Annotated in this window: 26 protein-coding genes; 21 read left to right on the top strand and 5 right to left on the bottom strand. The window is 53.1% G+C overall.

All coding sequences use genetic code 11. The features are described from left to right. Positions 1-22 precede the first annotated feature (22 nt). The gene (locus PKO01S_RS13200; RefSeq protein ID WP_246070564.1) at positions 23-394 is read left to right on the top strand and encodes a VOC family protein; all 372 of its coding nucleotides are present in this window, start codon (positions 23-25) and stop codon (positions 392-394) included. 70 nt (positions 395-464) lie between these two features. Here PKO01S_RS13200 and PKO01S_RS13195 read toward each other — a convergent pair whose 3' ends face one another. Both PKO01S_RS13195 and PKO01S_RS13190 read right to left on the bottom strand, forming a co-directional pair. Further along, on the bottom strand, positions 465-2,369 hold the full coding sequence (locus tag PKO01S_RS13195; RefSeq protein WP_164779595.1) for a sensor histidine kinase: 1,905 nt from the start codon (positions 2,367-2,369) through the stop codon (positions 465-467). 101 nt (positions 2,370-2,470) lie between these two features. Next, positions 2,471-4,384 carry a sensor histidine kinase gene (locus tag PKO01S_RS13190; RefSeq protein ID WP_127531810.1) on the bottom strand — a complete coding sequence of 638 codons (1,914 nt, stop codon included), beginning with the start codon at positions 4,382-4,384 and terminating at the stop codon, positions 2,471-2,473. 166 nt (positions 4,385-4,550) lie between these two features. Between PKO01S_RS13190 and PKO01S_RS13185 the strand changes: the two genes are divergently transcribed. The 5 genes from PKO01S_RS13185 (at position 4,551) to PKO01S_RS13165 (ending at position 7,592) form a co-directional block, all read left to right on the top strand. Continuing rightward, entirely contained in the window at positions 4,551-5,462 is a 912-nt protein-coding gene (locus tag PKO01S_RS13185; RefSeq protein WP_127531809.1) for a hypothetical protein, read from the top strand. A gap of 33 nt (positions 5,463-5,495) precedes the next feature. After that, a complete protein-coding gene (locus tag PKO01S_RS13180) occupies positions 5,496-5,786 on the top strand; it encodes an RNA polymerase alpha subunit C-terminal domain-containing protein (protein ID WP_174818570.1) in 291 nt (96 codons plus the stop codon). 112 nt (positions 5,787-5,898) lie between these two features. After that, positions 5,899-6,897, top strand: a complete 999-nt coding sequence (locus tag PKO01S_RS13175) for a YobA family protein (RefSeq protein ID WP_164779594.1) — start codon at positions 5,899-5,901, stop codon at positions 6,895-6,897. A gap of 81 nt (positions 6,898-6,978) precedes the next feature. Next, a complete protein-coding gene (locus PKO01S_RS13170; protein WP_127531806.1) occupies positions 6,979-7,224 on the top strand; it encodes a helix-turn-helix domain-containing protein in 246 nt (81 codons plus the stop codon). A 95-nt stretch (positions 7,225-7,319) separates the two neighbouring features. Continuing rightward, positions 7,320-7,592 carry a DUF2277 domain-containing protein gene (locus PKO01S_RS13165; protein ID WP_127531805.1) on the top strand — a complete coding sequence of 91 codons (273 nt, stop codon included), beginning with the start codon at positions 7,320-7,322 and terminating at the stop codon, positions 7,590-7,592. 86 nt (positions 7,593-7,678) lie between these two features. Here PKO01S_RS13165 and PKO01S_RS13160 read toward each other — a convergent pair whose 3' ends face one another. Continuing rightward, complete coding sequence (locus tag PKO01S_RS13160; RefSeq protein ID WP_127531804.1) at positions 7,679-8,296, bottom strand: hypothetical protein; 618 nt, start codon at positions 8,294-8,296, stop codon at positions 7,679-7,681. 262 nt (positions 8,297-8,558) lie between these two features. Between PKO01S_RS13160 and PKO01S_RS13155 the strand changes: the two genes are divergently transcribed. Next, entirely contained in the window at positions 8,559-9,395 is an 837-nt protein-coding gene (locus PKO01S_RS13155; protein WP_127531803.1) for an RMD1 family protein, read from the top strand. 290 nt (positions 9,396-9,685) lie between these two features. After that, on the top strand, positions 9,686-10,222 hold the full coding sequence (locus tag PKO01S_RS13150; protein WP_164779593.1) for a hypothetical protein: 537 nt from the start codon (positions 9,686-9,688) through the stop codon (positions 10,220-10,222). A 126-nt stretch (positions 10,223-10,348) separates the two neighbouring features. On the opposite strand, the gene PKO01S_RS13145 is transcribed toward PKO01S_RS13150, so the two are convergent. Beyond that, positions 10,349-10,759: a hypothetical protein gene (locus PKO01S_RS13145; protein WP_127531801.1), complete on the bottom strand. Its 411-nt coding sequence runs from the start codon at positions 10,757-10,759 to the stop codon at positions 10,349-10,351. A gap of 132 nt (positions 10,760-10,891) precedes the next feature. On the opposite strand from PKO01S_RS13145, the gene PKO01S_RS13140 reads away from it, so the two are divergent. From PKO01S_RS13140 to PKO01S_RS13095, 10 genes are all read left to right on the top strand, one after another. Then, positions 10,892-11,875 carry a phosphotransferase enzyme family protein gene (locus PKO01S_RS13140; protein WP_127531800.1) on the top strand — a complete coding sequence of 328 codons (984 nt, stop codon included), beginning with the start codon at positions 10,892-10,894 and terminating at the stop codon, positions 11,873-11,875. A 66-nt stretch (positions 11,876-11,941) separates the two neighbouring features. After that, on the top strand, positions 11,942-12,280 hold the full coding sequence (locus PKO01S_RS13135; RefSeq protein WP_127531799.1) for a DUF5658 family protein: 339 nt from the start codon (positions 11,942-11,944) through the stop codon (positions 12,278-12,280). 115 nt (positions 12,281-12,395) lie between these two features. Then, positions 12,396-13,895: a protein adenylyltransferase SelO gene (locus tag PKO01S_RS13130; RefSeq protein ID WP_127531798.1), complete on the top strand. Its 1,500-nt coding sequence runs from the start codon at positions 12,396-12,398 to the stop codon at positions 13,893-13,895. 349 nt (positions 13,896-14,244) lie between these two features. Continuing rightward, positions 14,245-15,453, top strand: coding sequence for an MFS transporter (locus PKO01S_RS13125; RefSeq protein ID WP_127531797.1), 1,209 nt, complete (start codon positions 14,245-14,247; stop codon positions 15,451-15,453). 131 nt (positions 15,454-15,584) lie between these two features. Then, the gene (locus PKO01S_RS13120; RefSeq protein ID WP_127531796.1) at positions 15,585-16,862 is read left to right on the top strand and encodes a methyl-accepting chemotaxis protein; all 1,278 of its coding nucleotides are present in this window, start codon (positions 15,585-15,587) and stop codon (positions 16,860-16,862) included. Positions 16,863-16,948: 86 nt separating this feature from the next. Beyond that, positions 16,949-18,070, top strand: coding sequence for an ABC transporter substrate-binding protein (locus PKO01S_RS13115; protein ID WP_127531795.1), 1,122 nt, complete (start codon positions 16,949-16,951; stop codon positions 18,068-18,070). An 83-nt stretch (positions 18,071-18,153) separates the two neighbouring features. Further along, positions 18,154-18,522 carry a hypothetical protein gene (locus tag PKO01S_RS13110; RefSeq protein ID WP_127531794.1) on the top strand — a complete coding sequence of 123 codons (369 nt, stop codon included), beginning with the start codon at positions 18,154-18,156 and terminating at the stop codon, positions 18,520-18,522. 156 nt (positions 18,523-18,678) lie between these two features. Further along, a complete protein-coding gene (locus PKO01S_RS13105; protein ID WP_127531793.1) occupies positions 18,679-19,686 on the top strand; it encodes a phosphotransferase in 1,008 nt (335 codons plus the stop codon). A gap of 41 nt (positions 19,687-19,727) precedes the next feature. Next, positions 19,728-20,687, top strand: a complete 960-nt coding sequence (locus tag PKO01S_RS13100; protein WP_127531792.1) for a D-2-hydroxyacid dehydrogenase — start codon at positions 19,728-19,730, stop codon at positions 20,685-20,687. Positions 20,688-20,735: 48 nt separating this feature from the next. Then, positions 20,736-21,713 carry a hypothetical protein gene (locus tag PKO01S_RS13095; RefSeq protein ID WP_127531791.1) on the top strand — a complete coding sequence of 326 codons (978 nt, stop codon included), beginning with the start codon at positions 20,736-20,738 and terminating at the stop codon, positions 21,711-21,713. 300 nt (positions 21,714-22,013) lie between these two features. Here PKO01S_RS13095 and PKO01S_RS13090 read toward each other — a convergent pair whose 3' ends face one another. Then, positions 22,014-22,700, bottom strand: a complete 687-nt coding sequence (locus PKO01S_RS13090; protein WP_127531790.1) for a TVP38/TMEM64 family protein — start codon at positions 22,698-22,700, stop codon at positions 22,014-22,016. A gap of 437 nt (positions 22,701-23,137) precedes the next feature. Between PKO01S_RS13090 and PKO01S_RS13085 the strand changes: the two genes are divergently transcribed. The 3 genes from PKO01S_RS13085 to PKO01S_RS13075 all read left to right on the top strand — a co-directional run bounded on the left by PKO01S_RS13085 (position 23,138) and on the right by PKO01S_RS13075 (position 25,971). Next, the gene (locus PKO01S_RS13085; RefSeq protein WP_246070563.1) at positions 23,138-24,913 is read left to right on the top strand and encodes a cellulase family glycosylhydrolase; all 1,776 of its coding nucleotides are present in this window, start codon (positions 23,138-23,140) and stop codon (positions 24,911-24,913) included. A 143-nt stretch (positions 24,914-25,056) separates the two neighbouring features. Then, positions 25,057-25,470 (top strand): GNAT family N-acetyltransferase, encoded by a 414-nt coding sequence (locus tag PKO01S_RS13080; protein ID WP_127531789.1) that lies wholly within the window; start codon positions 25,057-25,059, stop codon positions 25,468-25,470. 120 nt (positions 25,471-25,590) lie between these two features. After that, on the top strand, positions 25,591-25,971 hold the full coding sequence (locus tag PKO01S_RS13075; RefSeq protein WP_127531788.1) for a hypothetical protein: 381 nt from the start codon (positions 25,591-25,593) through the stop codon (positions 25,969-25,971). The last annotated feature ends 270 nt before the right edge of the window (positions 25,972-26,241 follow it).

The following is a 26,241-nucleotide window of genomic DNA, read 5'->3' as shown; positions in this document are numbered from 1 at the left end:
TACTCACGAGGGGGATGTAACGATGATTACGGCACTTCCGTTTATCGTAGTAGACAACTGCAAGGATGAGATCGGCTTCTATCAGAGCGTACTCGGCGGGGAAATCATCATCTTGCGCCAGCAAGGGGAGACGGTGATGAACGCGGACTTGAAGCTGGAAGGAGCGACGTTGAAATTCGCAGATGTTCAAGCTGCGAAGCCGCTCCTTCAGGGCGACTACGTCAGAGTGTTCTTAAAGCTTGAGACGGAGGAGCAATTCCGGAGCGTCTACGGGCAGTTCGCAGACGAGGGCCAAGTGGTTACGGAAGTTTATGAAGCTCCATTCAATGGGCTGCTGGCTGTTGTGAAAGACCGGAACGGCGTATGTTGGGTCATGTCTTATTACCGGGCTTGATTGACGGTTCGGCCTGGGAAATAGCGATGCCCCGGTATGCGACAAGCGCATGCCGGGGCATCTTCGAGCCTTAAGATTGATGAACAAGAGGGAAGCGGACCACGGCTTCGGTTCCTTGTCCCTTCTCGCTGCGGAATTCCAGCGTTCCTTGCATCACTTCGATGATCCGGAAGGTCACCATTAGACCGAGTCCGGTTCCTGTCTCCTTCGTCGAGTAATAAGGTTCTCCGAGTCTGGCGATTTGTTCCCCGCTCATCCCTTCTCCGTTATCCGTGATCCGAATGACGGCCATGCCGTTCTCCTCACATGCACATATGCTGACCAGCCCGTCTTCTTTCTTGTGAATCGATTCGATGCTGTTCTTCACCACATTCATGAAGGCTTGCTTAAATTTCGAAGGGTTGCCGAGAACGTAGAGCCCGCCTGATGACTGAACTTGCAACACTGTGCCATGCATGGCGGCCAGCGGACTCATAATGGTCTCGATGACAGCCATCTCTTGTTGGATATCGAGCTCCGTGATGCTCGTATCCAGCTCTGGTTTAGCGAAAGTGAGGAAGTCGGTAATAATCATGGATGCCCGGTCCAATTCATCGATTGCGATGGAGAAGTGCGACTGGGACCTTTCGTCCGACTTGCCGGAGATGAACTGCAGGAATCCTCTTGTTACCTGCAGCGGGTTCCGCACCTCGTGGGCAATCGAAGCGGCGATCTCGCTAATAAACTTCAGCTTCTCCGTGCGCTGCAGCTGGCGGTTGAACTGCTCTAATTCTTGCGCGTACGCGATGATCCGCCGGTGATCCGCCGAAATTCGCCGGGCGAGCGCGATGACGAACGCGACGAGGAGCAATACGATGCCGAATTTCCACAAGTACGGAAGCGGTTGAGATTCGTCGGTATAGATGATGCAGATGTCGGCCGCAAACATGATCGTGAAGCCGAGAAACCCCAGTGCCAGAATCAAGCTGTTCTTGTTGCCACGGATAGACTGGGCGACCGAATGCCCCAATACAAGAGCCAAGTGCACCAGCAACAAAGGAGCAAGAAGCGTGAATGTAAACAGCTTGTAGTACACGAAGAAGGATGCCCCGGCCAGATTGTATGTCAACAGGATAAAGAAGCAGAATACGCAATAAACGATAAACCAATGCCCGAATTTCCGGTATACGGTTAATTTGCCCTCGAATATGGTGGCCGCGTATGAGTGAAGCGCAGGAAATACAACTAGCATGGACAGGTCAAAAAGAAATTGCAGAAGCTTGCCGTACGCCTTGAAGTACATGAACGGGAATGTGGAGAACGTAACGATCATAATGCTCGCCGCAAGCGCCAGCAGACTAAGCGATATCCAAGCTTTGCGCTGTTGGATGTTCAAATAGCCGGAGATTAACAGCATGATGAGCGCCATGAAAGCAATCGAGCAGCCAAGCAGAAGACTGGGCAGCTCTTGGATGATGTTGGCGCGCGACAGCTCATCGAAATTGCCGATTCGTACGGAGCTGTTCAGCCCTGCGCGGTCCAAAGACGTAATTCGAATATACAGATCGGTTGGTTCGGATCGAAGCGTCAGCGGCAATAGCAGCATATAGCGGTCAAAGCTGAAATCGCGGTCCGACCGGTAAAGGAGATCGCCTTCATGATAGACCGAGATACCGGTTCCGTATAGACGGTTAATGAGCATACCAGGCGATTGCAAGCCTAGTATAGGCGGAATGGCGACATGGATCCATACCCCGTTGTAACCGTCCGGAATGCGGTTGGATGGCTTGCGAAGATTCGCTTTCAGCCAAGGTTCGGATAGGGACGGCGTTTCGAAGCGTTCCGGCTGCGTTTTATCATTAAACCATTGGATCTCCCACTCTTGGATGGCTATTTCAGCTGGCGCTGCTTTCTCTGCAACAGTGATGTGCGGAAAAGCCAGTAGAAACATAACGACTGCACATAGAAAAAGAATGGGCGACCTGATATGAGACAAGCTCATGAAGTCACCTCAGGGAGCAAACTCGTTTTGGATCCCTAATGATTCGACGCCGCCCCCCTTATTCCTGTGCTTGAAGAGAAGGATTTAATATAAAATTAGGTTGGCTTATGCACAAGAGGGTACCGGACTAACGCTTCGGTGCCTTGTCCTTGCTCGCTTCGGAACTCCAGTGTCCCCTTCATCATTTCGATAATCCGGAAGGTGACCATCAGACCGAGTCCGGTTCCTGCTGCTTTGGTCGAGTAGTAGGGCTCGCCTAGCCGGGCGATCTGTTCTTTGCTCATCCCTTCCCCGTTGTCGCGGATTCGAATGACAGCCATGCCGTTCTCCTCGTATGCGCTTATCGTCACCATTCCGTCTTCCTTCGTATGAATCGCCTCGATGCTGTTCTTAATCATGTTCATGAAAGCTTGTTTGAATTTCGAAGTGTTGCCGAGTACATAAAGCTTATCCGCAGCATGCAGCTGCAGCACCGTTCCATTCATGACGGCCAACGGGTTCATAATGGTCTTGATGGCGGCCATTTCCTGCTGAATATCCAGTTCCGCGATACTCGAATCCAATTCGGGCTTGGCAAAGGTAAGGAAGTCCGTGATGATCACGGATGCCCGGTCCAATTCTTCGATTGCGATGGAGAAATGGGATTTCGAAGCCTCATCCGATTTGCCCGAGATGAACTGGAGAAAGCCTCTCGTCACTTGCAGCGGATTCCGCACCTCATGGACGATCGAAGCGGCAATTTCGCTAATAAATTTCAGCTTCTCCGTGCGCTGCAGTTGACGGTTGAACTGCTCCAATTCCTGCGAGTATGTTACCAACTGCTTATGGTCCGCGGAAATTCGCCGGGCTAGTACAATGACGAGCGAGATCACGAGCAGGACGACGCCAATCTGCCATAAGAAGGGCATGGGTTGGGATTCGTCCGTATAGAACCTGTACAGATCTGCTGCGAACATGACGGTAAAAGCAAGAAATCCCGAGGCGAGAATGATGCTGTTCTTATGGCCCCGAACAGATTGGATAACCGAATGACTGAAGACCAAGCCCAGATGAATGAGCAGCAAGGGAAGCAGCAGCGTTAGCGTAAACAGCTTGTAATAGACAAAGAGCGGGTCTCCGGCCAGATTGTATGCGACAAGAACAAGGAGGCCGAACAGGCAATAAGCCGTGAACCATCGGCCGAACGTCCGGTAGAAGGTCAGCTTCCCCTCGAAAATAGTCGCTGCGTACATATGAAAGGCAGGAAATACCGTAAGCATAGACAGATCATATAGAAACAGCAGTAATCTGCCATAAGCTGTGGAGTAAACATACGGCAGCGTATAGTTGGTTAAGATCAGGAAGCTTGCAGATAGTGCGAACAGGCCGAGCAGTACCCACGGCTTGCGCTGCCGAACATTCAGATAGCCGGAAATAAGCAGCATGATCAGAGCCATGAAGGCGATCGAGCAGCCGAGCACAAGGTTAGGTATGGCCTGCGCAACCCTCGAGTGCGACAAATGCTCGTAGCCCCCAATGCGAACGGAGCTGTTCAGTCCAGCGCGTTCCATGGAATTGATACGAATATATAGATCCGAAGCCGTGGACTTCGGTTGGAGTTCCAAGAGCAGGGTACCCCGTTCAAAGCTGAACTCCCGGGTTGACCGGTACAACAGATTGCCATCGTTGTAAACGGTGATGTCGGCTCCATATAGACGGCCGATAAGCAAACCAGGTAACGGCCAGCCTGCGGTGGGCGGGACGGCAATGTGGATCCACGCTCCGGTATAGCCTTTCGGAATCTGGTTGGCGGGCGCATGAGTATTGGCCTCCAGCCAAGGCTCGGTGATGGAGGGCGAAGTAAGACGCTCCGGCTGCATTTGTTCATTAAACCATTGAATTTCCCATTCTTGAATTACGGTTTCGGGTGGTTGTATATCTTCTGCAGAGCCGGTTGCCGGACAGGCAGCAAGAAGAATAACAATTGCGCATAAGAGCAGAACGGGCGTCTTGATGCAAGACAAGCTCATGGAGTCACCTCAGAGTACGTACACATTTTTGTATGAATAAAATTCGACACTATTTATAAGATTCCTGTATGCGTACAAGCGGTAATAAGTTTCTATTATTCCGCAACAATTTACCAGTGGTTCCGTCTGTTCCTATAACGATATGAACAAAGGGGAGAATGGAAGAATGGCGAACAATCGGGTTGCTTCGAACCGAGTTTTTGCTCTGCTGCTTGCAGCTATGCTAACCGTTATTTTGGCAGCATGCAGCCAGGAGGATAAGCCTGCACCGGTGCCCGGAACCGCTATTGTATCGCCGGAACCAGAGCCGGAGCCGGAGCAGACACTAGATGATCCGCAGGAACAGGTCTTTCCCCCAGAGGAAGAAGCAGTATCATCGCCGGGAGAAACGACTGACGATGCGGCGCTGTCTCTTGAGCATATTTCCGCACAGGATGCCGGTAAATTTGTTGAGGCGCTGAAGAAGGAAGATGCCGAGAGGCTGTCTGTGCTGACAGCACATGCGGAGAATGAGAATACGCCGGAGACGATGCGTGTCGTCCTTGCGGGATTTCGGTTGCATTTTGACCAGTTGACCGAACTGTCGCTTTCCTTTGATTCGAACCAACAGGACGAACAATATTATATCGAGCATTACCGAATTACAGGCATGCAGGACGGGAAGGAACGCTTCGTTCCATTGCAGGTGAAGTATAATAAAGAACAGGGAATGGAAGCGATTCGGGACGATGCCCGCCGCGAGCCGCTATTCGACTCTCCTATGCTGAATCAATACCCGTACATGGCCGATGATGTGAAGCGGTATTTGCGGGCAATAACGGAAGAAGATAAGGAGAGTTTGATGCTGCATCTGGGTCTGCACGATGAGACAGAAGAGAATAAGGCGGCGGTTGACCGTTTGCTTGGGAAGTATCAGGAAGAGTTGGACTTGAACACGGCGAATGTGGTCCCTGTCGGATATGACGAGGACGAAGGGTTGTTCATATTTGACCTGCAGGATGACCGGGGACATTCCCACCGCGTTCAGGCGGGAGGCGGCACGTGGTTCATGCAAGACGAATGGACTCGGGCAGAGTAACGTGAGGATAAAGGATTGGGAGGGGCAGGCATGGTGGTTACACCCAAAAGTTTAAGAACTTGCAGTGAAGGACACCAGTATTACAAAAGCAGCGATTGTCCGACCTGCCCGGTCTGCGAGCAGGAGCGGAAGCCTGATAACGGATTCCTGGCTCTGCTCTCCGCGCCGGCACGGCGGGCTTTGGAGCAGCACGGCATTACTTCCTTGCAGCTGCTGTCTGAATATAGCGAACGGGAAATATTACAATTCCACGGGATGGGACCGGCCTCGATGCCGAAGCTGCGCAGCGCGCTGCAGGAGCAGGGGTTATCATTCAAGTCGTAGGCTACTGTCCGAGGCTTATTCACCTCAATTTGGATGATGTGGAATTGCAACCTAAGCGGTGCTTGCTCTCGTCTGTCCTGTTGAACACGATCAATCAATGGGAGTGAGCATCATGAATTTCAAGACCGTGATAACGGTTGCGATAAGCGCATTAGTGATAACAGCTTGTTCGAATACGAATACGAATACGAATATGGATGGGAATCCCCCGGTTTCGATCCCAAAAATTGTGAATGAACAGCAAGCGGCGCCAGCGGTGCAACCGGCAGAGGATGCCGGCTTTATCGGGTACGTTGTCCGTACCGACGGGAACCGCATGCTCGTTGTGTCTCCTGAACCGCGGGACTTCAGCGCGAATGGCGGCATGAACCATTTCTATGAAGCGATCTGGTTCGGGAACATGCCGGCCGACATTAAACTGGGGATGAAAGTGAAAGTGTGGTCGGATGGCATGATTAATGAATCGTATCCAGCACAAGGGAGAGCGGAACGGGCCGAAGTCATCGCCTCGGTGAAGCCGGAAGGAGCGGCATTGCCAGAGTCCGAGGCGATCCAGAAGGCGATCTCTTCCTATGCAGGTGAGGGCAGCTTTCCGGTTGTAACAGGAGCAAAGTATGATCCTAGCGACGCTGTCTGGACCGTATCCGTGGCGGTCACAGGCAGTGATGCGACAGCTTCCATCCGAGTATTCGACCGTGAGCACAATCCCGATATGGGGGGGCTATATAGTCTCGCCCTCGATGCATTTATGCCTATTGATGAGGGATTGAATTCTGGTATGGAGTACATTGCCGTAGATATGAGCAACTTTGAGCATATCGACGATACGGACAAGCAGCAGATTCTGAATACCTTGAGCAAGTATGAGGTTCCTGTGAGGGAAGCCACCTATGAGCAGCTGCGGGCAGAGGAGCAGAGCAGTTTGATGAAGTGGTTTGCACTGAAAGGCATCTTGTTGCGGGTCGACAAGGTGGAGCTGTCCGAGAAACAAATGGTGCTTGAAGGCTCCAAGTTCAAATCGGGTAAAGGCGCCATGGGAACGAAGGTCATCGTGGAGTTCGTCAACGGCAAGTGGCAAGTCGCACAAGCGAACGGAACGTGGATTAGCTAAGCCCAGTCTCCGCTGAGCATCGAAGTAGCTCTGGATGAATATTCCGATTGTTGGCTAGGCTGATACAGGGGTGATCATGCCATGAAATTTGAGCTGGGCCGATGCTTGCTGCAAGAACAGCTAACGGCACATGGAATGTCCGTCGAGGAGCTGGCCCGGGCCTTACGGTACAAACCGGAGCGAATCGCAGATTATATCGGGAGTATAAGGATTATGCCTTTAAAGGTCGCGATTTCGATTGCGGACACGATCGGATGCCAAGCCCAAGACCTATATGAATTAATCGCGGAACAATCGGGTTCTGAAGGTACGGACAGGGCGGAGTAAGGCTGTGCAGGCTTTCCCAACTTGAAGCGGCATGTTACAGTTACGAGAGATGTGATGAATCCGATACACTTCCGATGCAAAGGATGGGATAAAGCATGTGCCGCAATATTAAAACGTTATTCAATTTCGACCCTCCGGCCACTGACTATGAAATTACGGCAGCAGCCGTGCAATTCGTCCGCAAGCTGTCCGGTTTCAACTCGCCATCCAAAGCGAACGAAGAAGCGTTCCAACGGGCAGTAGAGGAAGTCGCCGCCGCAGCCGGCAAGCTGCTCGATTCCCTTGTGACGAATGCCGAGCCCCGCAACCGGGAAGTCGAGATCGAGCGCGCCCGTGAGAGAGCGAAGAAGCGGTTCGGAGTCAGCTAGCAGGTATATATCGAGTAGTCTGCCTAACCGGCAGGAGGGTCTTATACCATTGAAAGGGGCTGCCATACGGCAGCCCCTTTCGGTCACTATACGAGTGCTTTGGCCGCGATCTGCGACCACGACTCTAACCGGGAATAGACATCCTCTTGCAGCAGTCCTTGAGCGGAAATCCACTCGCCCTGAAGCTGGTCGGTCTCGCGAACCTCGACTGTGCCGCCGGCTTCGATATCGAGTATGACCAGCAGACCGATATGTACTTTGCCGACTTCATTGCCGTCATCGTTGATGAAGCCAACGGTTGTAAATTCGCGGGATTGGGAGTGAATGATCAATTCCTCTTCCAGCTCGCGCTCCAGATTGATCCGCAGCACTTCACGGAACGATTCGGCCCGGTCGTTATCGTTCATATGGCCGCCGGCGCCGATGGAGAGCTTATCGTGAAGACGCGCCTCTCCGCCGCCGCTCAGACGCCGGTACATATAGATTTCGCTGCCGCGGCGAATGACGCAGTACGGAATCGGCTGCTTATACGTCTCATTCTCTTCCGCATCTCCGCGTCGCAACGTGGTGTAGTTCTCCGCAATGATACGGTTAATGGTCTCTACAGCCGCAGTGTCCCGCTGTACGCCTTGAAAAGCAAGCTCCTCGTCCTGAAACAGCTGCTCTCTTGGCACTACGATAATGATTTCATCCATTTTGCCCATTCTCATTCTCCTTGCTTATGCGCTTCGCCCGTATAATGACGATTCGTGGCCGGTTTGTTTTTCATTCCCCATTATTATACAGCATTCTGCCTCATAATCGAATGAACCGCTGCTGCGCGGGTGATCCAAAAGTAATCTATCATGTATAATCAATTTGTTTTACAATAAATTAACAATAGAAGCAGCTTTTATCTGCTACACTAGCGACACGACCGCCTCCTGTACGGCTGGACCCTAGGCAGGCGGATATGAGGTGACAAGGATGAAAGAAATTACGTTCAAGGCATTCGCAATTACCAACGAAATCGATTTGAACAAAATTGCTATCCACTGCGGTATTCCGAAAAAATTTACATGGGAAGAGCCTTTGACGCTCAAAGGTGACATTCTGCAGTCGATCCTGCACAAGACGATGGATAAGTCGCAGCAGGTGCTCGTCTTCTCTTTCGGGAGCGTCGTATTCGTGAATCATTCGAGTGCGGATGAGATTCACCAGTTTTTCCGTTTTATCCAGACGTTCGAACCGGATATCGATATTCAGAGCGCGTATCATTATACCGATGATTACCGTCTTCAGAACGATAAGAAGGGGAGTCTTGAGCTAACCGACGAGTACGTCGTGGTGTCTGAGGTCGAGCCGTTCCACCCGGAGCTCATTTCGACTGTTCTGGCCAAGTCGGTGGCGCTGGAGAAGATCGAGGAGCAGCTTGGCAAAATCCATGATAAACTCGAGCATATGATCGACCGGCTGGAGAAAGGCAATTTGTCCATCGGCAACAAGGAGCTGGCCCGGACAACAGCGATCATTATGCGCCACGAATACAATACGATTTCATACATCATGATTCTCGATAAGCCCGACATAACATGGTCGAGCAGCAATGCGGGCGAATTTTACGACCGGATGCTCGAATTCTTCGAGTTGAGCGACCGGTTCACCATATTAAAGAGCAAGACGGAAGTGCTGTACCGCATTATGGAGGGCTTCTCCACGATCAGCCACTCGATTCGGGGGTTGTTCGTCGAATGGGTCATCGTCATTCTGATCGTCGTCGAGGTCATACTGACGGTGCTTCAGATTATCGGTTGGCTCCCGTGATACGGAAGACAACTGTCAGCGCCCGGTAACCAAGGGAGCCGCATCGGATCGAATCCGATGCGGCTTTTTTGGCATGCGATAAAGATAAAGCCGCATCATTCCGGTGCGGGCAGTAAATTAATGCGCGGATAACGAAACCATGCACCGCCCTTTACAGTTCCCTCTTACAATTAGTGGATTGCCCGATCTAAGGGGAAGGAACGAAGGAGTCGGGACGATGCTGCACAGATGGCGGCCGGCTGTTCTTAAGACGCTGCTAGCGGCAATTCGTTTATTTCGTTGCGCGCAGCTTGCCTTTCAAGGCTGCGGAGTTGCTCGACTATTTGGTGCGTGCGGATTATCGGTTCTACCTGTCGATGGCGTTGTTCGCCGTGTTCCTGATGCTGCAAGCAAGCATATGGGTACTCATCGTCAATGCGGTGGGAATGGGCAACGGCAAGGTGTTTGGGCGTATGCGCACCGGCTTAAGCGGGAGGCTCGGGCTGCTGCAGGGCTTGCGGATTTTTATCGATTCGCAATTCGCCAAGTACATCCCCGGCGGCTTCTGGAACTATGCGGGCCGCATCGTGCTGGCGATGAGAGAAGGCGTGCCGCTTGCCGCGCTGCTGTCTTCGATCGTCTACGAGAACGTGCTGCTAGTCGCCGCCGCGCTTTCTTTCGCGCTCGTGTTGGCCGTTAACCTGAACGTAGAGCCCATGCTTCTTCTTCTCTTCACGGCTTTTGTCGTCGTTATGGCTTATGTGTACTATGACCGGATTACGAGAGGGGTCGGCCGGATATTCGAAGGGGTATCCCGTTGGAAGCCGGTGAGGCGGCTGCTCGGCTGAAGAGCGGAGTCCGCAGCAGCAGCAGATCCGTTAACTTTCCTAGCGGCTGCTTGCTCTGGAATAATTCCGCATACGCAAGCAACCGTTCTTATCCCGTTCCGCTCCTGTGCTGTACTCCATCAGCCACTACTCCAGCCGCTTGAGCGCGGCCTTTATCCGGTCGTCCGTCGTGTCGCCCTTCTGGTGTCCTCCGGTGAATACGATGAATACGTTGTTGACCTCGTGCGTATGGTGAGCTTCGAAGTCGAGCGGCCGGTCATAAAAATGCTCGTAGCCTTGAATCCGCTTATCATTCGTCTCGAACAGATAGATATAGACGATGCCGTCCGCCAGACGATAGAAGCGGGGCTTCACGCCATCAATTCCTTGTTGAAAAATACTATCCGGATTAACCGGTGCGTCATCCTCCAACAGCAGCCCTTCCGCTTGCAGCGCATCGGTCACCTGCTGCAAGGTCAGCGGTTCCTTCGCGCTCGTACCGGCGCCGCAGCCCGTCAATAAAGCCAGCATGAATACAATAGCAATGATCATTCGCATGGAAATCCCTCCTCAATTCAGACGGGGTTATTTTACCAAAGGTTACGGTGCTTAATCCAATCCGAACAGCAAGGATGGTTCATTGATAAGGAAAAACCTGTGATACAATCGGCCTCATAGGAGGGGCAGAGAATGTATACGGGATCAAGAGTGATGCGTTCGGTGTTGAACGCGGAGTATTTGAAATTTTATTTCGGCTGTGTCTATGAGATTGGAGAATGGGAAGAATGCGTGTTCTGGCTGAGAGGGCTGAACGATACTTATCGGGTCCGTACGTCGGAAGGAATGTTTATTCTTCGTGTTTATAGAGTCGGAATCGGCGAGAACGGTGTCGTTTATGAAACGGCATTGCTGAACCAGCTGAAAGAGGAACTGCGCGGCGTTGCAACGAAAGTGGCGGAGCCTGTTCCAACGGTGAGAGGCACATACTTCACGACAGTAGACGCTCCGGAAGGGCGGCGGATGGCTGTGATGTTCCGTTACATAGAAGGCGAGGAGAGCGGGCTGCAGGACGAGCCGTCCTGCTATGCGTTCGGCCAGTCGGCCGCCGAACTCCATGCCGCGATGGACCGGATCAGCGTGGTTAGGCCCCGTTATAAGCTCGACACGGACTTTTTGATTAATGAGCCGCTTGAGTGCATTGTAGAATACATCGGCAGGAATCATGAGCAGGCATCCTTCCTGACGGCATTCGCGAATGGCCTGAAAGCGCGTATCGAAGCAGCATGCGGGCAAGGGTTGGATTATGGCATTTGCCACGGCGATATGCATGGGAACAATAACGCGATTGTCGAGAACGGCCGGTTCGTTCATTTCGACTTTGAGTGGGCGGCTGCAGGCTGGCGGGCTTACGACTTGGCGCAGGTGAAAGGCCGCAAGCGCCAGCAGCCGGACAATCGGGAGAAGCTGTGGGCAGCGCTGCTGGAAGGGTACCGGTCCGTACGTCCGTTCTCGGAGCGGGATGAACAGGCGATCGACTTGTTCTTTATGGCGCGACGGCTGTGGGTCATGAGCTTGGATGTCGCTTTCATCCCAGGAGACATGGGCGCGATCGATTATGGCGAGGACTGGCTGAACGGCTTTGTCGAAGAGTTTAAGGCAGCGGCATTATTATAGTCAGGATATAAGATTGAGAAGACAAGCCCCCTTATGATACAATTTGTATCATAAGGGGGCTTGTCTATGCTCGTTCGATTGAGGTTGAAGCTATTCATGGACAGCGTGCGATTAGGCACTATTATGCTTATGGGGCTGACGTTGTTATCGCTCTTCGATGCCATAGCAACCGATGCGGGCATTCGGATGCAAGCGGTAAGCGAGGCGAACCCGTTTGCTGCTGCGCTGTATGAGATGCATCCCGTTGTCTTCTATGGATATAAAACGGTTATGCCCCTTATGCTCCTCGTCCTGAACCGGTATATTCGCCGGCCCTCCTATATTACGAAATTAATTATGATCGTTACGCTCGTCTATGCACTGCTTGCCGTTTATCATATGGCTTGGCTGTACAAGTTTTTATAGTGGCAGCCTGCGTGTTGGTTTGAGCGTCGTTCCCCCTTGCAGGCGTACATAGAGCGCAGGAAATCGCAGGAAAGGGTATAATAAGCTCAAACTCTACACGGAAGCAGGAGATCCGATGACTGAACCAACTGCAAACCGAACGCCCGGCTGGCGTTTTGACAATAGCTACGCTCGGCTGCCGGAAACTTTCTATGCGAGACAAGAGCCGGTGCCTGCTGATGCGCCGCAGCCCGTTATTGTGAATGAAGCCTTGGCTGAATCGCTTGGTCTGGATGCCAAGGCGCTGAAGAGCGGGGAGGGAACGGCAGTCTTCGCCGGCAACCGGATTCCTGAAGGCGCGGCGCCGCTTGCGCAAGCTTATGCGGGCCATCAATTCGGCCATTTCAATATGCTGGGCGATGGACGCGCTATGTTGCTTGGCGAGCATATGACACCTCATGGCGAACGGGTCGATATTCAGTTGAAAGGCTCGGGCAGAACGCCGTACTCCCGCGGAGGCGACGGCCGTGCGGCGCTCGGACCTATGCTGCGCGAATATATCATTAGCGAAGCGATGCATGCGCTGGGCATCCCGACGACGCGCAGCTTGGCGGTCGTAACGACTGGCGAGCCGGTCTATCGGGAGACGGAACTGCCAGGCGCTGTGCTGACACGCGTAGCGGCCAGCCATATTCGCGTCGGCACGTTCCAATACGCCGCCCAGTGGCGGACGACGGAAGAACTCCGAGATTTGGCGGATTATACGCTGGAAAGGCATTATCCTGAGGCTGAGGCAGGAGCCGAAGCCGGAGAGAACCGTTATTTAACGCTGCTGATGGAAGTGATTAAGCGTCAAGCCGCGCTCATTGCGCAATGGCAGCTTGTCGGGTTCATTCATGGCGTCATGAATACCGATAACATGGCGATTAGCGGCGAAACGATCGACTACGGTCCATGCGCGTTCATGGATGCGTTCGATCCTGCGACCGTATTCAGCTCGATCGATACGCAGGGCCGTTATGCGTATGGCAACCAGCCGCAGATCGGCGCATGGAATCTGGCCAGATTCGCAGAGACGCTGCTGCCGCTGCTGCATGACGATATGGAGCAGGCGATCGAGCTGGCGCAGGATGCGATCTCGGGCTTCGCCGAGCAATATTACGCCCATTGGCTGGCTGGAATGAAAGCGAAGCTGGGGCTGTTCCAGCATGAAGAGGATGAAGCCGACGAAGAACTGGTCAAAGAGCTTCTGGGACTCATGCAGCGTCACCGTGCAGATTATACGAACACGTTCCGTGCTCTCACGCTCGGTGAACATGAGGCGGTACGGTCTGCGCTCGGAGAGTCGGAGGAGTATGCGCAGTGGCATGCGCGCTGGCAGGCCCGGCTCGGCAGGCAGCCGGAGTCGGTTGATGCCGCACGCGATCTGATGCGCCGCAGCAATCCGGCCGTCATTCCCCGCAATCATCGGGTGGAAGAGGCGCTGGATGCGGCGGTGGAACAGGGCGACTACAGCGTGATGGAGCGACTGTTGGCAGCTTTGTCGAAGCCATATGCATATTCGCCGGAACAGGATGTGTACTGTGAGCTTCCTTCATCCACGGGACTTCCCTATCGGACCTTCTGCGGAACATAAATTAAATCAGCCTTCTTATCGTAAAAAAGGGCCGTCCCAGCCGTCATTTCTTTTAATGACAGCAGGGGCGGCCCTTCTGCTACAGACAGACTTCCAACGATGAGCACAGCGTGTAAGAATCTATACTCGCGAGGCTCTATTTGTTTGAATCAAGCTGGCCAAAGCAACGGCGGGAGATCAGAGACCACAGACTGGCCGGCTGCGCTTCTGGTCTTAATGCCGGATTCTGCTAAACAGAATCCAATAATAAAACGGCACAATGGGACATAGTTCATAGGCCGCAGGCAATGGTATGATGGGGGCGCTGAGCAGGATTCACCGGGGAAGTTCGAGAGGAGCAATGACACAGATGACTCGGCTTATAATATTAGCATGTGTTGCCTTCGTTGTAGTCGGATTAGGGCAATTGGTCGTCGGTGCGGTAATGGAGCCGATGGTGCAAGCATATGGGATTCAATATGGAGATGGCGGACAGCTCGTCATGCACCAGTTCCTTGGCGGGATGTTGGGTGTCATGCTCGCGCCATGGTTGATTGGAAAGATCGGCAAGAAGAAGCTGCTGCTATCGGCGCTTGCGATTATGACGTTGGCAGAAGCAGTCTATGTGAGCCAGCCGTCTTGGGCGGTCATGCTGACGGCTGCGCCGTTCGCGGGGCTAGGCTTCGGTACGACGGAGGCGGTCGTCGCCTCGTTCATCATTAGCGCGGCTGGCCGCAATGCCAACGTGGCGATGAGCCGGGTAGAGGTATCGTTCGGCGTAGGCGCGCTGTTGATGCCGCTCGTCGGTGCCGCTTTTATTAATGCGGGTTATTGGGTGACGGCGTTCGGAGTCGTGAGCGTACTCTCGGCAATGACGCTGCTGTTGTGGATTATATGGTGGCCGTCCATTCTGGACCGCCCTGTGAGCCAAGGGGAAGCAGAGTCCGATGCCCAGAAGCGGAATAGGATGAGCCGTTCCCGTATGGCGATGGTATGGCTGGGATGCGGCTGCTTCTTCGCGGTGTATGTCGGGTTCGAGATCAGCTTCGTGAACTATTTCCCGTCGCTGCTCGTGCAGAATAACGGAATGGCCGATTCTGCGGCATCGCTATCGCTCGGCGTGTACTGGGGAGCGATGGTGCTTGGGCGGCTAGTATCGGGCCATGTGGCTGACCGCTGGGGCAGCGGAACGTATATGATGTTTACGTGTATATCCTCGGCTGTTATTTTCGTCATTATGGGCGGAGTAGACAGTGCGAACGGTTTGTTTGTTCTGACTTTCTTCGCGGGACTTGTCATGTCTGGGATGTATTCGATTGCGCTCGTATTCGTGAACCGGGCGGTGCCCGGACTGTCGGAGAAGACGACGAGTCTGATGATGGTGTTCGGCGGCATCGGCGGCGCGCTCATGCCGAAGCTGACGGGCTGGTTCCTGGATGAGCACGGAGCGGATGCGACGCGGTGGTTATTCGCCGTTATTGCGGCCGTGATGCTGGCCGTGATCATATGGGCGCTGCTCGTCGCAATGCCGGGCCGCCGCAAGCAGCGGGCACAGGCGCAGGCGCAGAATTCCGTCTAATTAGGTATAAAGCCTCTTATCACTAGAGCGAAGGCACTGTGACATATGTCACAGTGCCTTCTTCGTCTTGGCGTCATAATGGAACAAGAAGGACTTGTTCATTATGGACCCGCATTGGAGGAGGCAGACGAATGAGGTTTTCAACGAGCTTGGTTACGAAGATTGTGGTAGGGATTTCGGTAGTGGCTGCAACCACGTACGGTACGAGTGCGTTTTGTATTTTTGTGCTGAAAAATTATTTGGCTCCGAATATGGATTCATGGATATTCTCAAGCTTTACGTTCGGTCTCGGCGTATTCTGGACGGGGCTGTTAGGCTGGCTGACCGCGCGTTGGCTGGTGAAGCCGTTGAATGATCTGCACCGGGCGGCCGGGGCCGCGGCGGAAGGCGATCTGCAAGCTGTTGTCGCTATTCCGCGCACCCGGGACGAATTGATGCTGCTGGCTTCGTCGTTCAACCGGATGATTGCTAGTCTAAGAGGCATCGTAGCCGATATTGACCGGCATTCTACAGCTACCGGTTCCGAAGTGGAGCAACTGCGGCTTGCGATGGAGCAGGCGGCGGCACTGTTGACGGGCGTATCGGAACGGGTAGAGGAAATATCGCGCAACACGGATACGCAGGCTCAGCTATCGCGGCTGATGTATGACTCCATTGAAGAAATTGCGGATTTGTCCGCAGATGCCGCGGCTTGTACGGGAGATGCCCAGCAGGAGGCGAAGCAAATGACGTCGGCGATGGACCGCAGCAGCGATGCCATCGATTCCTTGTCGGGGGCGATGAAGCGTCTGGCAGCAGAGGGGCATGAAACGACCGGCTTGGTCAAAAAGCTGAATCAACACGCCGAGCAGATCGGCGAAATTATTCATGTGGTCGAAGAGATTTCGGCCCGTACGCATTTGCTCGCGTTGAATGCCTCGATCGAGGCGGCTCACGCCGGGGAGCATGGACAAGGCTTTCAGATCGTTGCTGTCGAAATAAGGAAGCTGGCCAACCATACGACGACCGAGGTCAAGCATATCGGCGGTCTGGTCGAGGCGATTCAGTCCGATCTGAACGTCGCGGTCAGCCGAATGGAGCTGCAGGCGCAGCATACCTACGAGGAATCGTCCAAAACGAACGAAACCATCGGACATTTGCAGCAAATATCGCAATCCGTCCATCGCACGGTGGATGCGATCAACCGGATCGCAGAGCTGATGGATGCCCAATCGGAGAGAATGAATGCGATGCGCACCGATGCAGAGCGGGTAGCCGATGCGGCTGGACATAATGCCGACAGCCTAAGTGCGATCGCATCGTCGGTGCAGGAGCAGAATGCGATGGTGCAGGAGGCGGCGGCCGCTTCGAACCAATTGCGGTCGATGACGGACGCGCTGCAAGGCGGCATCGGCAAATTCCGGTTTTAATTTCGTTTTTTTGTTCAAATTCATGCTGCGGCCGGCATCATACGTATTTGTTGGAACCTATTACGCTGCAAGAAGGGGAGCAAGGGATGAAGAAGACAATACGGCTCATGACCGAAATCAGCTACAATATGAGGGAGCTGCAAGCCGCGAAAGCGTCGTTCGAACAGGCCAATCCCGGCGTGCACATCGAGATCGAGCAGGCGAACGATTATTTTGAGATCATGCGCGCCTTGCAGTCTGATCAAGCGCCGGATCTCATCGAGACAGGCGGCCTTCAGGCAGGCAATCCGGACGGCGTATTCATCGATTTGAACCCGTATGTGAACGAATCGGCAGGGCTAAGGGACGATCTGTATGCCGGTCTGTTGCGGGTTGCAGGACATGGGGGTGTGCTGACTAGCCTGCCGACCGAGGTAAGCCCTCCGTTAATGATGTATGACAAAGAGAAGTTCGACCGGGCAGGGCTCGCTTATCCGACGGATGAATGGACATGGGAGGACATGATGGCGCTGGCCGAACGGCTGACGATTCGAGATGAGCAAGGAATCGCTTCCCAGTTCGGGTTGGGTCTTGGCATCGACATCGAGTGGTTCGAGTCTTTCGTTATGCGGGGCGGAGGCCGTTATATTTCGCCGGACGGCTCAACATCAAGGGGGTATATCGACAGCGCCCTTACGATTGAGGCGTTCGAGTTGATCGTCGATGTATTCCGCAAGCATCGCGTCGCACGGTTGCCGGACGAGCCTTGCACAGCTGGTTCATGGCGCGAAGAGAACGCGATGATGTTCTCTTTTATATGGAACGCTAATGACTTATTGAGGGATCAGCCGGAGGAGAGGTACGGCGTGGTCGGGCTGCCGAATATACCGGGCGGGCAGCAGGCGAATATGGTTTATATGGGCGGCGCTGGGATTACGTCAGCCTCGGCAGAGCCGGACTTGGCATGGCGTTTCCTTCGTCACTACATTCTGGAGTGCCATTCGTGGACGCCTCCGGTTAGCCGCTCGCAGGCAGAGCAGCGCGGCCTGATGAGCCATCCGATATATTCCCGGTATATGCAGGAGCTCGATCATGTGCAAATAAGCGGATTTTTCATGAATAAGAAGTGGAACGCTTCGCGCCAATTGATCAACGAGGATATTCGCCGCATGATCGTGGAGGGTGCCGATGTCGCCCGCACGCTGCAATCGTGGACGAGATACGCGTAGGATGTAATTGGCAGATGCAGCTTCGCAACATAATCCGGCAGCGCCCCGTCTAATTAGGCAGAAAGGAAAACGGAGGTGCAAAGATGTTGTTTGTGGCTGTATGTACATTTATTGTAATGGGATCGGTTTATGCGCTCAGAAGAGCCGGAGTCACCCATCCGTACTCGAAAGGTGTTGTTCTAGCCATCTTTCTGTCTACTGCCGCCCTCGTCTGCTTGGCCCAAAATTATACGCAGAACTTGATCTCCGTATCGAATGATGGAGTTGGCATCACGAACTGGGTTGCGAACTGGATCATCGGAGAAGACGGCAGGTCGATCGACAAGTTCCGCGGTGTCTTCGAGAAGTCCATCTTCTTCACCCTCGTTGTGATTCTGTTATATCCGCTCGTTCTTGCCGCCGAGTTGCGGTTCGCGAAGAAAGCACAGCCGCCGTTTCAGCCGGTTGAATAAAATAGATGATCGTTAGAAGCTGCCGGTACGTTGCGGGCAGCTTCTATTTTTTGTCTATCCGGGTGCAGGGGAATATAGTACGATACATTCATATCATCGATAGGCAGATGCTTGACTAGTAGTCTATGGTTATTCAGCGGGGAGGCGGGTGTCAGGATGAACGCGGATGCAAAGCTTGATCAACTCGTTCGGCATTATGTCGACGAAGACATTCCTTACTCGATTGAACCGGTTCCTTTTGGACTGACGAATGTAACCCGGATCGTCCGCATCCAAGAGAGCCGATACATTATACGGATTTATAATGAATATACGAAAGACGTGCCAGGCATCGAACTCGAATCGCAAGTGACGTCATATCTGAATCGTTGCGGGCTTTCTTTTCAAGTACCGGAACTGATACATACCCGAACAGGAGAGAACTATGTACAGTTTCCCGACGGAACATTAGGCGCGATGGTTTCTTTCCTGAACGGAAGTGCTCCGCAGCTTGCAGATGCGAGCCAGGTTCGCGGGTTCGGGCGCGTCGTTGGCGAGATTGCTGCGACACTTGGCCGATTCGATGCAGGAGAGCTGTCTTATTATGGCTGTTCTTTTACTCAGGTATATGGGCTTCATTCACTGGCCGGCAAGGATGCCGTTCAGGCTTTCATGCAGAAACCGCCGTTCCCCGTAGCGGAGGATGCGATCGCATTTTATTATGAAATGTTGAAAAATATTGAGCGGTCGTCGGAACGGATAACGTCCCTGCCGAAGCAGTTGGTGCATCATGATCTGCTCGTGTTCAATCTGCTCGCCGAAGATCATGGAATTAGCGGTGTGCTCGACTTCGACTTTATTTCGCTTGATGCCGGCATTATGGAGCTGGCGATAGCTTTGAATCATGTGCTGCAAATGTCCGATGGTTCGCTGGATATGGCCGAGGCTTTCCTGCAAGGGTATGCTGAGCACCGGAGCGCCACAGCAAGCGAAATCGATTGTTTGCAGTTGATGACGCAAATTTATCATGTGGCCGTGCTGCACATTTACATCGGACAGCATTACACAGGCAGCAAGGTTGAGCCTCAGTTCAGCTATATCATGCAGCAATTCCGAAGCCGGAACGATTGGTTGGAGCGGCATGACACGGCTTTGCGCAGCTTGCTGGAAGTACACCTACTATAGATCAAACTTACTTTAAACCGAACAACAAGGAGGATGTCGCCATGACGACGATTTTAGCGCTTCAGCCTTTCAACGAGGAACAGCGGGAGGCCATTCGAAGCGCCGCTGCGGATTGCAAAGTCATCTTCGGCCGGATGGCTGATCTGCAGGATGACGATTACCGCGAGGCGGATATTATTTTCGGCTGGGACGCTAAGGTGAAAGAGATCGCGCTGCAAAAGGGGACCAAGCTTCGTTGGCTGCAAACGTGGTCGTCAGGCATCGATACGCTTCCGCTTTCTCTGCTCGAAGAGCGGGGTGTCTTGTTGACCGACGCCAGCGGCGTACACGCAAGATCGGTATCCGAGACAGCTGTTGCGATGATGCTGGGGTTGTCGCGCGGCATCGCAACCGCCGTACGCAATCAGCAGACGGCAACGTGGGATAGTCCGGCCTCCTTGTCGGAAGTGAATGGAGGTACCGTCACCATTGTCGGAGCAGGCGAAATTGGCCGGGAAGTTGCCCGCATTGCACGGGCGTTCGATATGCGCGTCATCGCCGTCCGCCGTGCTGTTGTGCCCATGCCGGAGGCCGATGTTGTCTACGACACGTCCCGCCTGGATGATGCGCTGCGGGAAGCGGACTACGTCGTGAATATACTGCCGCTGACGATTGAGACGCAGCATCTGTTCAACGCGGAACGATTCGCCGTCATGAAGAACAGCGCCTGCTTCATCAACGTGGGGCGCGGTGCGACAGTACGGACGGAAGATTTGGTCGATGCACTGACGAGCGGCGTTATTGCGGGCGCTGGACTCGACGTGTTCGAGCAGGAACCGCTGCCGGCGGAGCATCCGCTCTGGTCGCTGCCGAACGTCATTCTAACCCCGCATAATGCCGGCGGCATGACCGTCCGTAATACGGAGCGGGTCGTCCGGCTGTTCGCCTCGAACCTCGCGATCTATCTAGCGGGCGGGACGGACAAGCTTCGCAACGTAGTCGATTACGGGAAGAGCTATTAAGCTGACCGTCGAATAGCTCGAACCATTCCAACTGAAGGAGTGAACGAGTTGAGTACTGTATTTGAGGTCTACCCTGGAACATCGGTCATCCCGAGCATGACGGAGCTGCTTCAGCTGGCTAACCGGAAGCTGCATCATTTTCTAGAGCCCCACGGGCTGCAAGTAATGCCAATGATCCATGTCCGGTTGGGCGAGCGGTTCGTGTCGCCAGACGACACGAGCGCGGAAACCGTTGCCTGGAGCGACGAGTATGCTTGGTTCTATGCAGAGCCGAGCGAAAAAGGCGGCGGGACCGATGCTTATTACGAGCAAGTCGATGAAACGACATTAGAGATATGGGACTCTTACAGCGAATACGGGGATACATATGTCGATGTGCGGCGTTCGCTGGTTAATGGCCACTACTGGACGTTCCGAAGATCGGCGGGGCAGCCTGCGATCATCAATTTGGCATACGGCTTGCTTGCCTCTGCTCTTGCCGAGTTGACGGAAGGGTATCTGTACTCGGACGATGGCGCCTGGTATGGTGCACCGATCAGACCGGTAGATTTTGATCCGCTATATTTTTATCCAGATAAGGCTTACTCAATGGGAAAAGCATCATGGTTTGAGGGTTGTTTGATTAGCATTTTGGAGGAATACGGGGGTACAGTGTATGAGCCTCGGTATGATCAACTTGAGTATAATGAGCTGACACCTGCAGAATGTCTTGTGTTTCATCCTTCCGGCCGGCTGCTTAGGGAAGGTCCGGCAACCGATGACCGTGTTTTTATCATGTTAAGTCCTTACGGCAGTGTGCCCTATCTATATATGGACCGTACGTTGTTGAAGGCATCCGAAGAGACGTTAACCCTCGAGATGAAGCTACTGCGGGTTAGATCAAGCTCAGATATTATCACGAGTCCCGTAGACAAGGTTCTCGATATGTTGCGGGAGATTGATTACGACCGCCCCGACCTTACCTTTTGGACCAACCCGTTGTGCATTAAAGATGGGGAAGACCTCAAGCCGAAGCTGATGGGTTGAGTTGAGTAGATGATCGTTTTAAATCGATTTTTCTTCAAAAAGAATGCGAACCACTAAATAAAAATAAAAGTGCCGAGAAGTCAATTAGACTTTCTCGACAGTCTAATAAGGGTCCTCTCAGGACCCTTATTTGCGTCTCTCAGCGGGATTGCAGCAATTAAGAGACGTCTAAGGTCGCTTATTCGCCCATTTGGTGGTGCAGGAGCGGCGTTGGGTGGATTTAAGTGTCTTTGGCGGACTCTTAATTAGTTAGAGGTGCGAATGCAAATAAAATAAGGGTCTTCTCAGGATCCTTACGCCTTATAGGGCGTCCTGTTTCGTGTTTCCTTCAACCGCTTTTTTAAGCCTTCTTTTGTTCAGCCTGTAGTATATGACGACCACCAAGACGACAACGGCAGTCAGCAGGACATAGAAATGATTATGGTCGGCTGCCGACAGCATACCGAAGGAAACGGAAGAAAGGGCCAGACCATAGATCAAGTTGCCGATCGTTGTCGCGATTATGAATTGCGTCGTTCGGATCGAGCTTAACCCTGACGTGATGTTGATCAAGTTAGTAGGCATAAGCGGAAGGATGCGTCCGAATAGAACGAAAGCAAAGCCGTTCTTCTCGATTCTCTCTTTGAACTGCTGTATTTTCGCCGAATTGGCGAATACATCATGGAATAAATAACGGATCGACAGGAAGACCAGTGTGCTGCCGATGACGCTGCAACAGCAGCCGTAAAGATAACCTTTCCAGAAACCAAATAACGTAATATTCGCCGTAATGACGAGGATAAGCGGAATGAACGTGAAAATGTTCTGCAGCGTCATAATGACGAGCATGATAAGCATGAGCAAAATAATGTCATCGTGAGCGATATCCCGGATAGTCTCCGGTGTTAAGTCCGCAACGGTTAAGCCGCTGCTGTGCAATAATAGAAACACACAAAGCAGAAAGGCGATATAGCCGGCCGCGCGAATGATTAGTTTGCGTTTATTCATGATGCACACTAACTCCTCCACAATGCTTAAGTTACTAAACTAACTATATTATATAGAAAATTGACGACAATTCTAGACCATCATGATCTCACGCCAATCATTTCCTTAGAGAGACCTCAGACTGTGCAGACATTGCTAATGCTAGGCAACCCTAAATCGAGCGGACTTGGTGCATACCAGGTCCGTTTTTGTTAGCAAAATGTTAGTTGTTTACAATTACTAAAGTTCAATTTACAATACAGTTGTTAGCTTGTTCATAACCCCAAAATTGTTGCTCCCTTTTCAGTTGATAAGCTAGCATCTCCCTAGAGTGAACAGGAAAACCAAAGGAGGTGAAAAGACGAACGTTAATTTGTAAGTGCTTACAACGATGGGGTGGATAAAGAGATCGGATTGTAATATTAGCCTAACAAACCTAACTTTGCGGAGGTGTACTGATGTATTTATCCAAACGTATGAACCGAATATTGGCGGTTATGCTGTCGCTTCTTCTATGCCTGAGCTTTGCGGCGCTGCCGGGCAGGGGGGACGGCGGAACTGCGCACGCGGCGGGAACCGGCTTCTATGTGAACGGTACGACCTTGTATGAGGCGAGCGGCAAGCCGTTCGTTATGAGAGGGGTCAACCATGCGCATACGTGGTACAAGAACGATCTGGCGTCGGCGATCCCGGCGATAGCGGCAACGGGCGCCAACACGGTAAGAATCGTTCTGTCGGACGGCGGGCAATGGACGAAGGACGATCAAGCCTCTGTTCAAAATATTCTGGCCCTGTGCGAGCAATACAAGCTCGTCGCGGTACTGGAGGTGCATGACGCCACGGGCTCGGACTCGACGTCCACGCTGCAAGCGGCCGTCGATTACTGGATCAGCATTAAGAACGCTCTCATCGGCAAGGAAGACCAGGTCATCATCAACATTGCGAACGAATGGTACGGCACATGGGACGGACCGGCATGGGCGAGCGGCTACCAAACGATGATTCCGAAGCTTCGCGCGGCAGGCCTCAACCATACGCTGATCGTAGACGCTGCGGGATGGGGTCAATACCCAGCGTCCATTCATAACTATGGAGCGGACGTTCTGGCATCGGACCCGCAGAAGAACGTCGTATTCTCTATTCATATGTACGAGTATGCCGGAGGCAATGCGGCGACGATTCAGTCGAATATCGACGGCGTGCTGAATAAAGGGCTGGCGTGCCTGATCGGAGAATTCGGACCGAAGCATACGAACGGAGACGTGGATGAAGCGGCGATTATGAATTATACGCAGCAGAAGGGTGTCGGCTGGCTGGCGTGGTCCTGGTACGGCAACAATTCGGATTTGAACTATCTGGATCTTGCGAGCGGTCCAGCGGGAAGTCTGACTTCGTGGGGAAGCACGGTCGTGAACGGGACGAATGGCATTAAGACGACCAGCGTGCCTGCTTCCGTATTCGGAGGAGGCGGCACCACGAACCCGCAACCGCCGGCTGCGCCAGCCGGATTGACGGCAACGGCAGGCAATGCACAGGCGGCGCTGAGTTGGTCGGCATCGAGCGGCGCGACGAGCTATACGGTGAAACGCGCGACGACGAGCGGCGGCCCTTACACGAATGTGGCCACAGGCATTACCTCGACGAGTTACACGAATACGGGGCTGACGAACGGTACGACGTATTATTATGTGGTTAGCGCGACGAACGCCGCCGGAACAAGCGCGAACTCATCGCAAGCAAGCGCATCGCCTAGCGCAGGCAGCACGGGCGGCGGAACGGGTACGGGCAATCTCGCCGTCCAATACCGGGCGATGAATACGAACGCGACTGATAATACGATTTCCCCTCATTTCAATATTAAAAATAACGGCACTTCCGCCGTCAGCCTCAGCACGCTGAAAATCCGCTACTACTTCACGAAGGATGGCGCGCAAGCGCTGAATGCGTTCATTGATTGGGCGCAGGTCGGCAACTCGAATATTACGACCGTCTTCGGAAGCACGACGGGCAGCGGCGCGGACACGTACTTGGAAATTTCGTTCACGGCGGGAGCCGGATCGATCGCAGCGGGCGGACAGTCGGGCGACATTCAAGCGCGCATCGCGAAAGCGGATTGGTCGAACTTCAACGAGACGGGCGATTACTCGTTCGATCCGACGAAGACGGCGTATGCGAACTGGAGCAAAGTGACGTTGTACCAGAACGGTACGCTCATCTGGGGAACGCAGCCGTAACGAGTAGAAGGGCTGGAACACCGCCGTATGCGGGTTCCGGTCCTTTTTTCCGCCTTGTAAGTATCTATGTGGGAGGAGGTGAATAAAGGGTTCTGATAGAGTTAATCTTACATGAGGAAAAAGAAGACAACTGGGGGTAGCGCATGGATAACGATCTGTCGGTCCTTCATGAAATTCCGGAGCCGGAGGAGTATGTTTCACTAAGGGCGGCAGCGGGCTTGAGTCCGAAGCCGGTCTCCGTCGCGCGTGATGCGCTTCGCCGATCCATCTTCGCGGTTGTATTGAGGCGTTCGGATCAGCAGTTGATCGGAATGGGGAGGCTGATCGGCGACGGCGGATGCTTCTTCCAGATTGTCGACATCGCGGTCGATCCTTCTTGTCAGGGGAAAGGATACGGCAAGTTGATCATGAGCGAGATTACGAACTATTTGGACGGGAATATGCCGCAAGGAGCGTTCGTCAGCCTTATTGCCGACGTTCCGGCCGACCAGCTGTACCAGCAATATGGGTTCGAATATACGCATCCGAAGTCAGTTGGTATGTACCGCAAGTTCTGATGAAGCGGCATCGCATCAAGAATTATTCCGCTGCGGTATAGTTCCTAAGGGGCTGGAACACACTACTGGGGTATATTTCCATGATTCCTGCAATGTACGTAGAAATGGAGGAAGCAGCACATGGCTGAAAAATCGATTTTCGCCTATTTCCATACGCCGAACGAGGCTGAACGGGCGGTCGAGCGGTTGAAGTCGCTTCGGCTGATCGATTATGGCATCGAGCGGATCGACGGCCAAGCCGGTCCCGGCTACGAGAGCTTGGACAAGCTTGGTTCTACGGTGACGGCCGATTTCGTCGGGCTCGGACGGCTGACGCTCGGCGGCGACTTCGACGATCCCGATGCGGGCATATTGAACGCTGCCAGCGTCAGTGCGAGCGGCTACAGCTCGGGAGGACCGGACAACCGGGTAACCGGCCGGGACATTATGCTGGTGGCCATCGTGGCGGAGGAAGATTACGAGCGAGGCGAGCAGATCGTCCGGGAGGAAGGTGCGTTGTAGAAGGAAGAAGGCCGTTGGCTGCCTGGTTGGCGGCTAACGGCCTCTTTTATGTAGAAACTCGACTCTATATGGGTTCGCGAAAGGAGACTATAACTAGTAGTTGAACAATTAAAGCAACATGAAGAATTTCTTCTGTACTTCCCTAAGTGAAGTAATGCAATTTATGCAATGAAACGGGCGTGTAGGGAGAGCTGTGGTGCCGTGATTGTATTTGGTACAACGGAAAAACACTGATAGGGACTCGATGAGCAGCTTTTCGGGTAAATGAGG

The sequence above is a fragment of the Paenibacillus kobensis NBRC 15729 genome (assembly GCF_004000825.1).
Taxonomy (GTDB): domain Bacteria; phylum Bacillota; class Bacilli; order Paenibacillales; family Paenibacillaceae; genus Paenibacillus_T; species Paenibacillus_T kobensis.
Note: the sequence above shows the minus strand (reverse complement) of the source record. Positions and strands in the feature narration are given on the sequence as shown.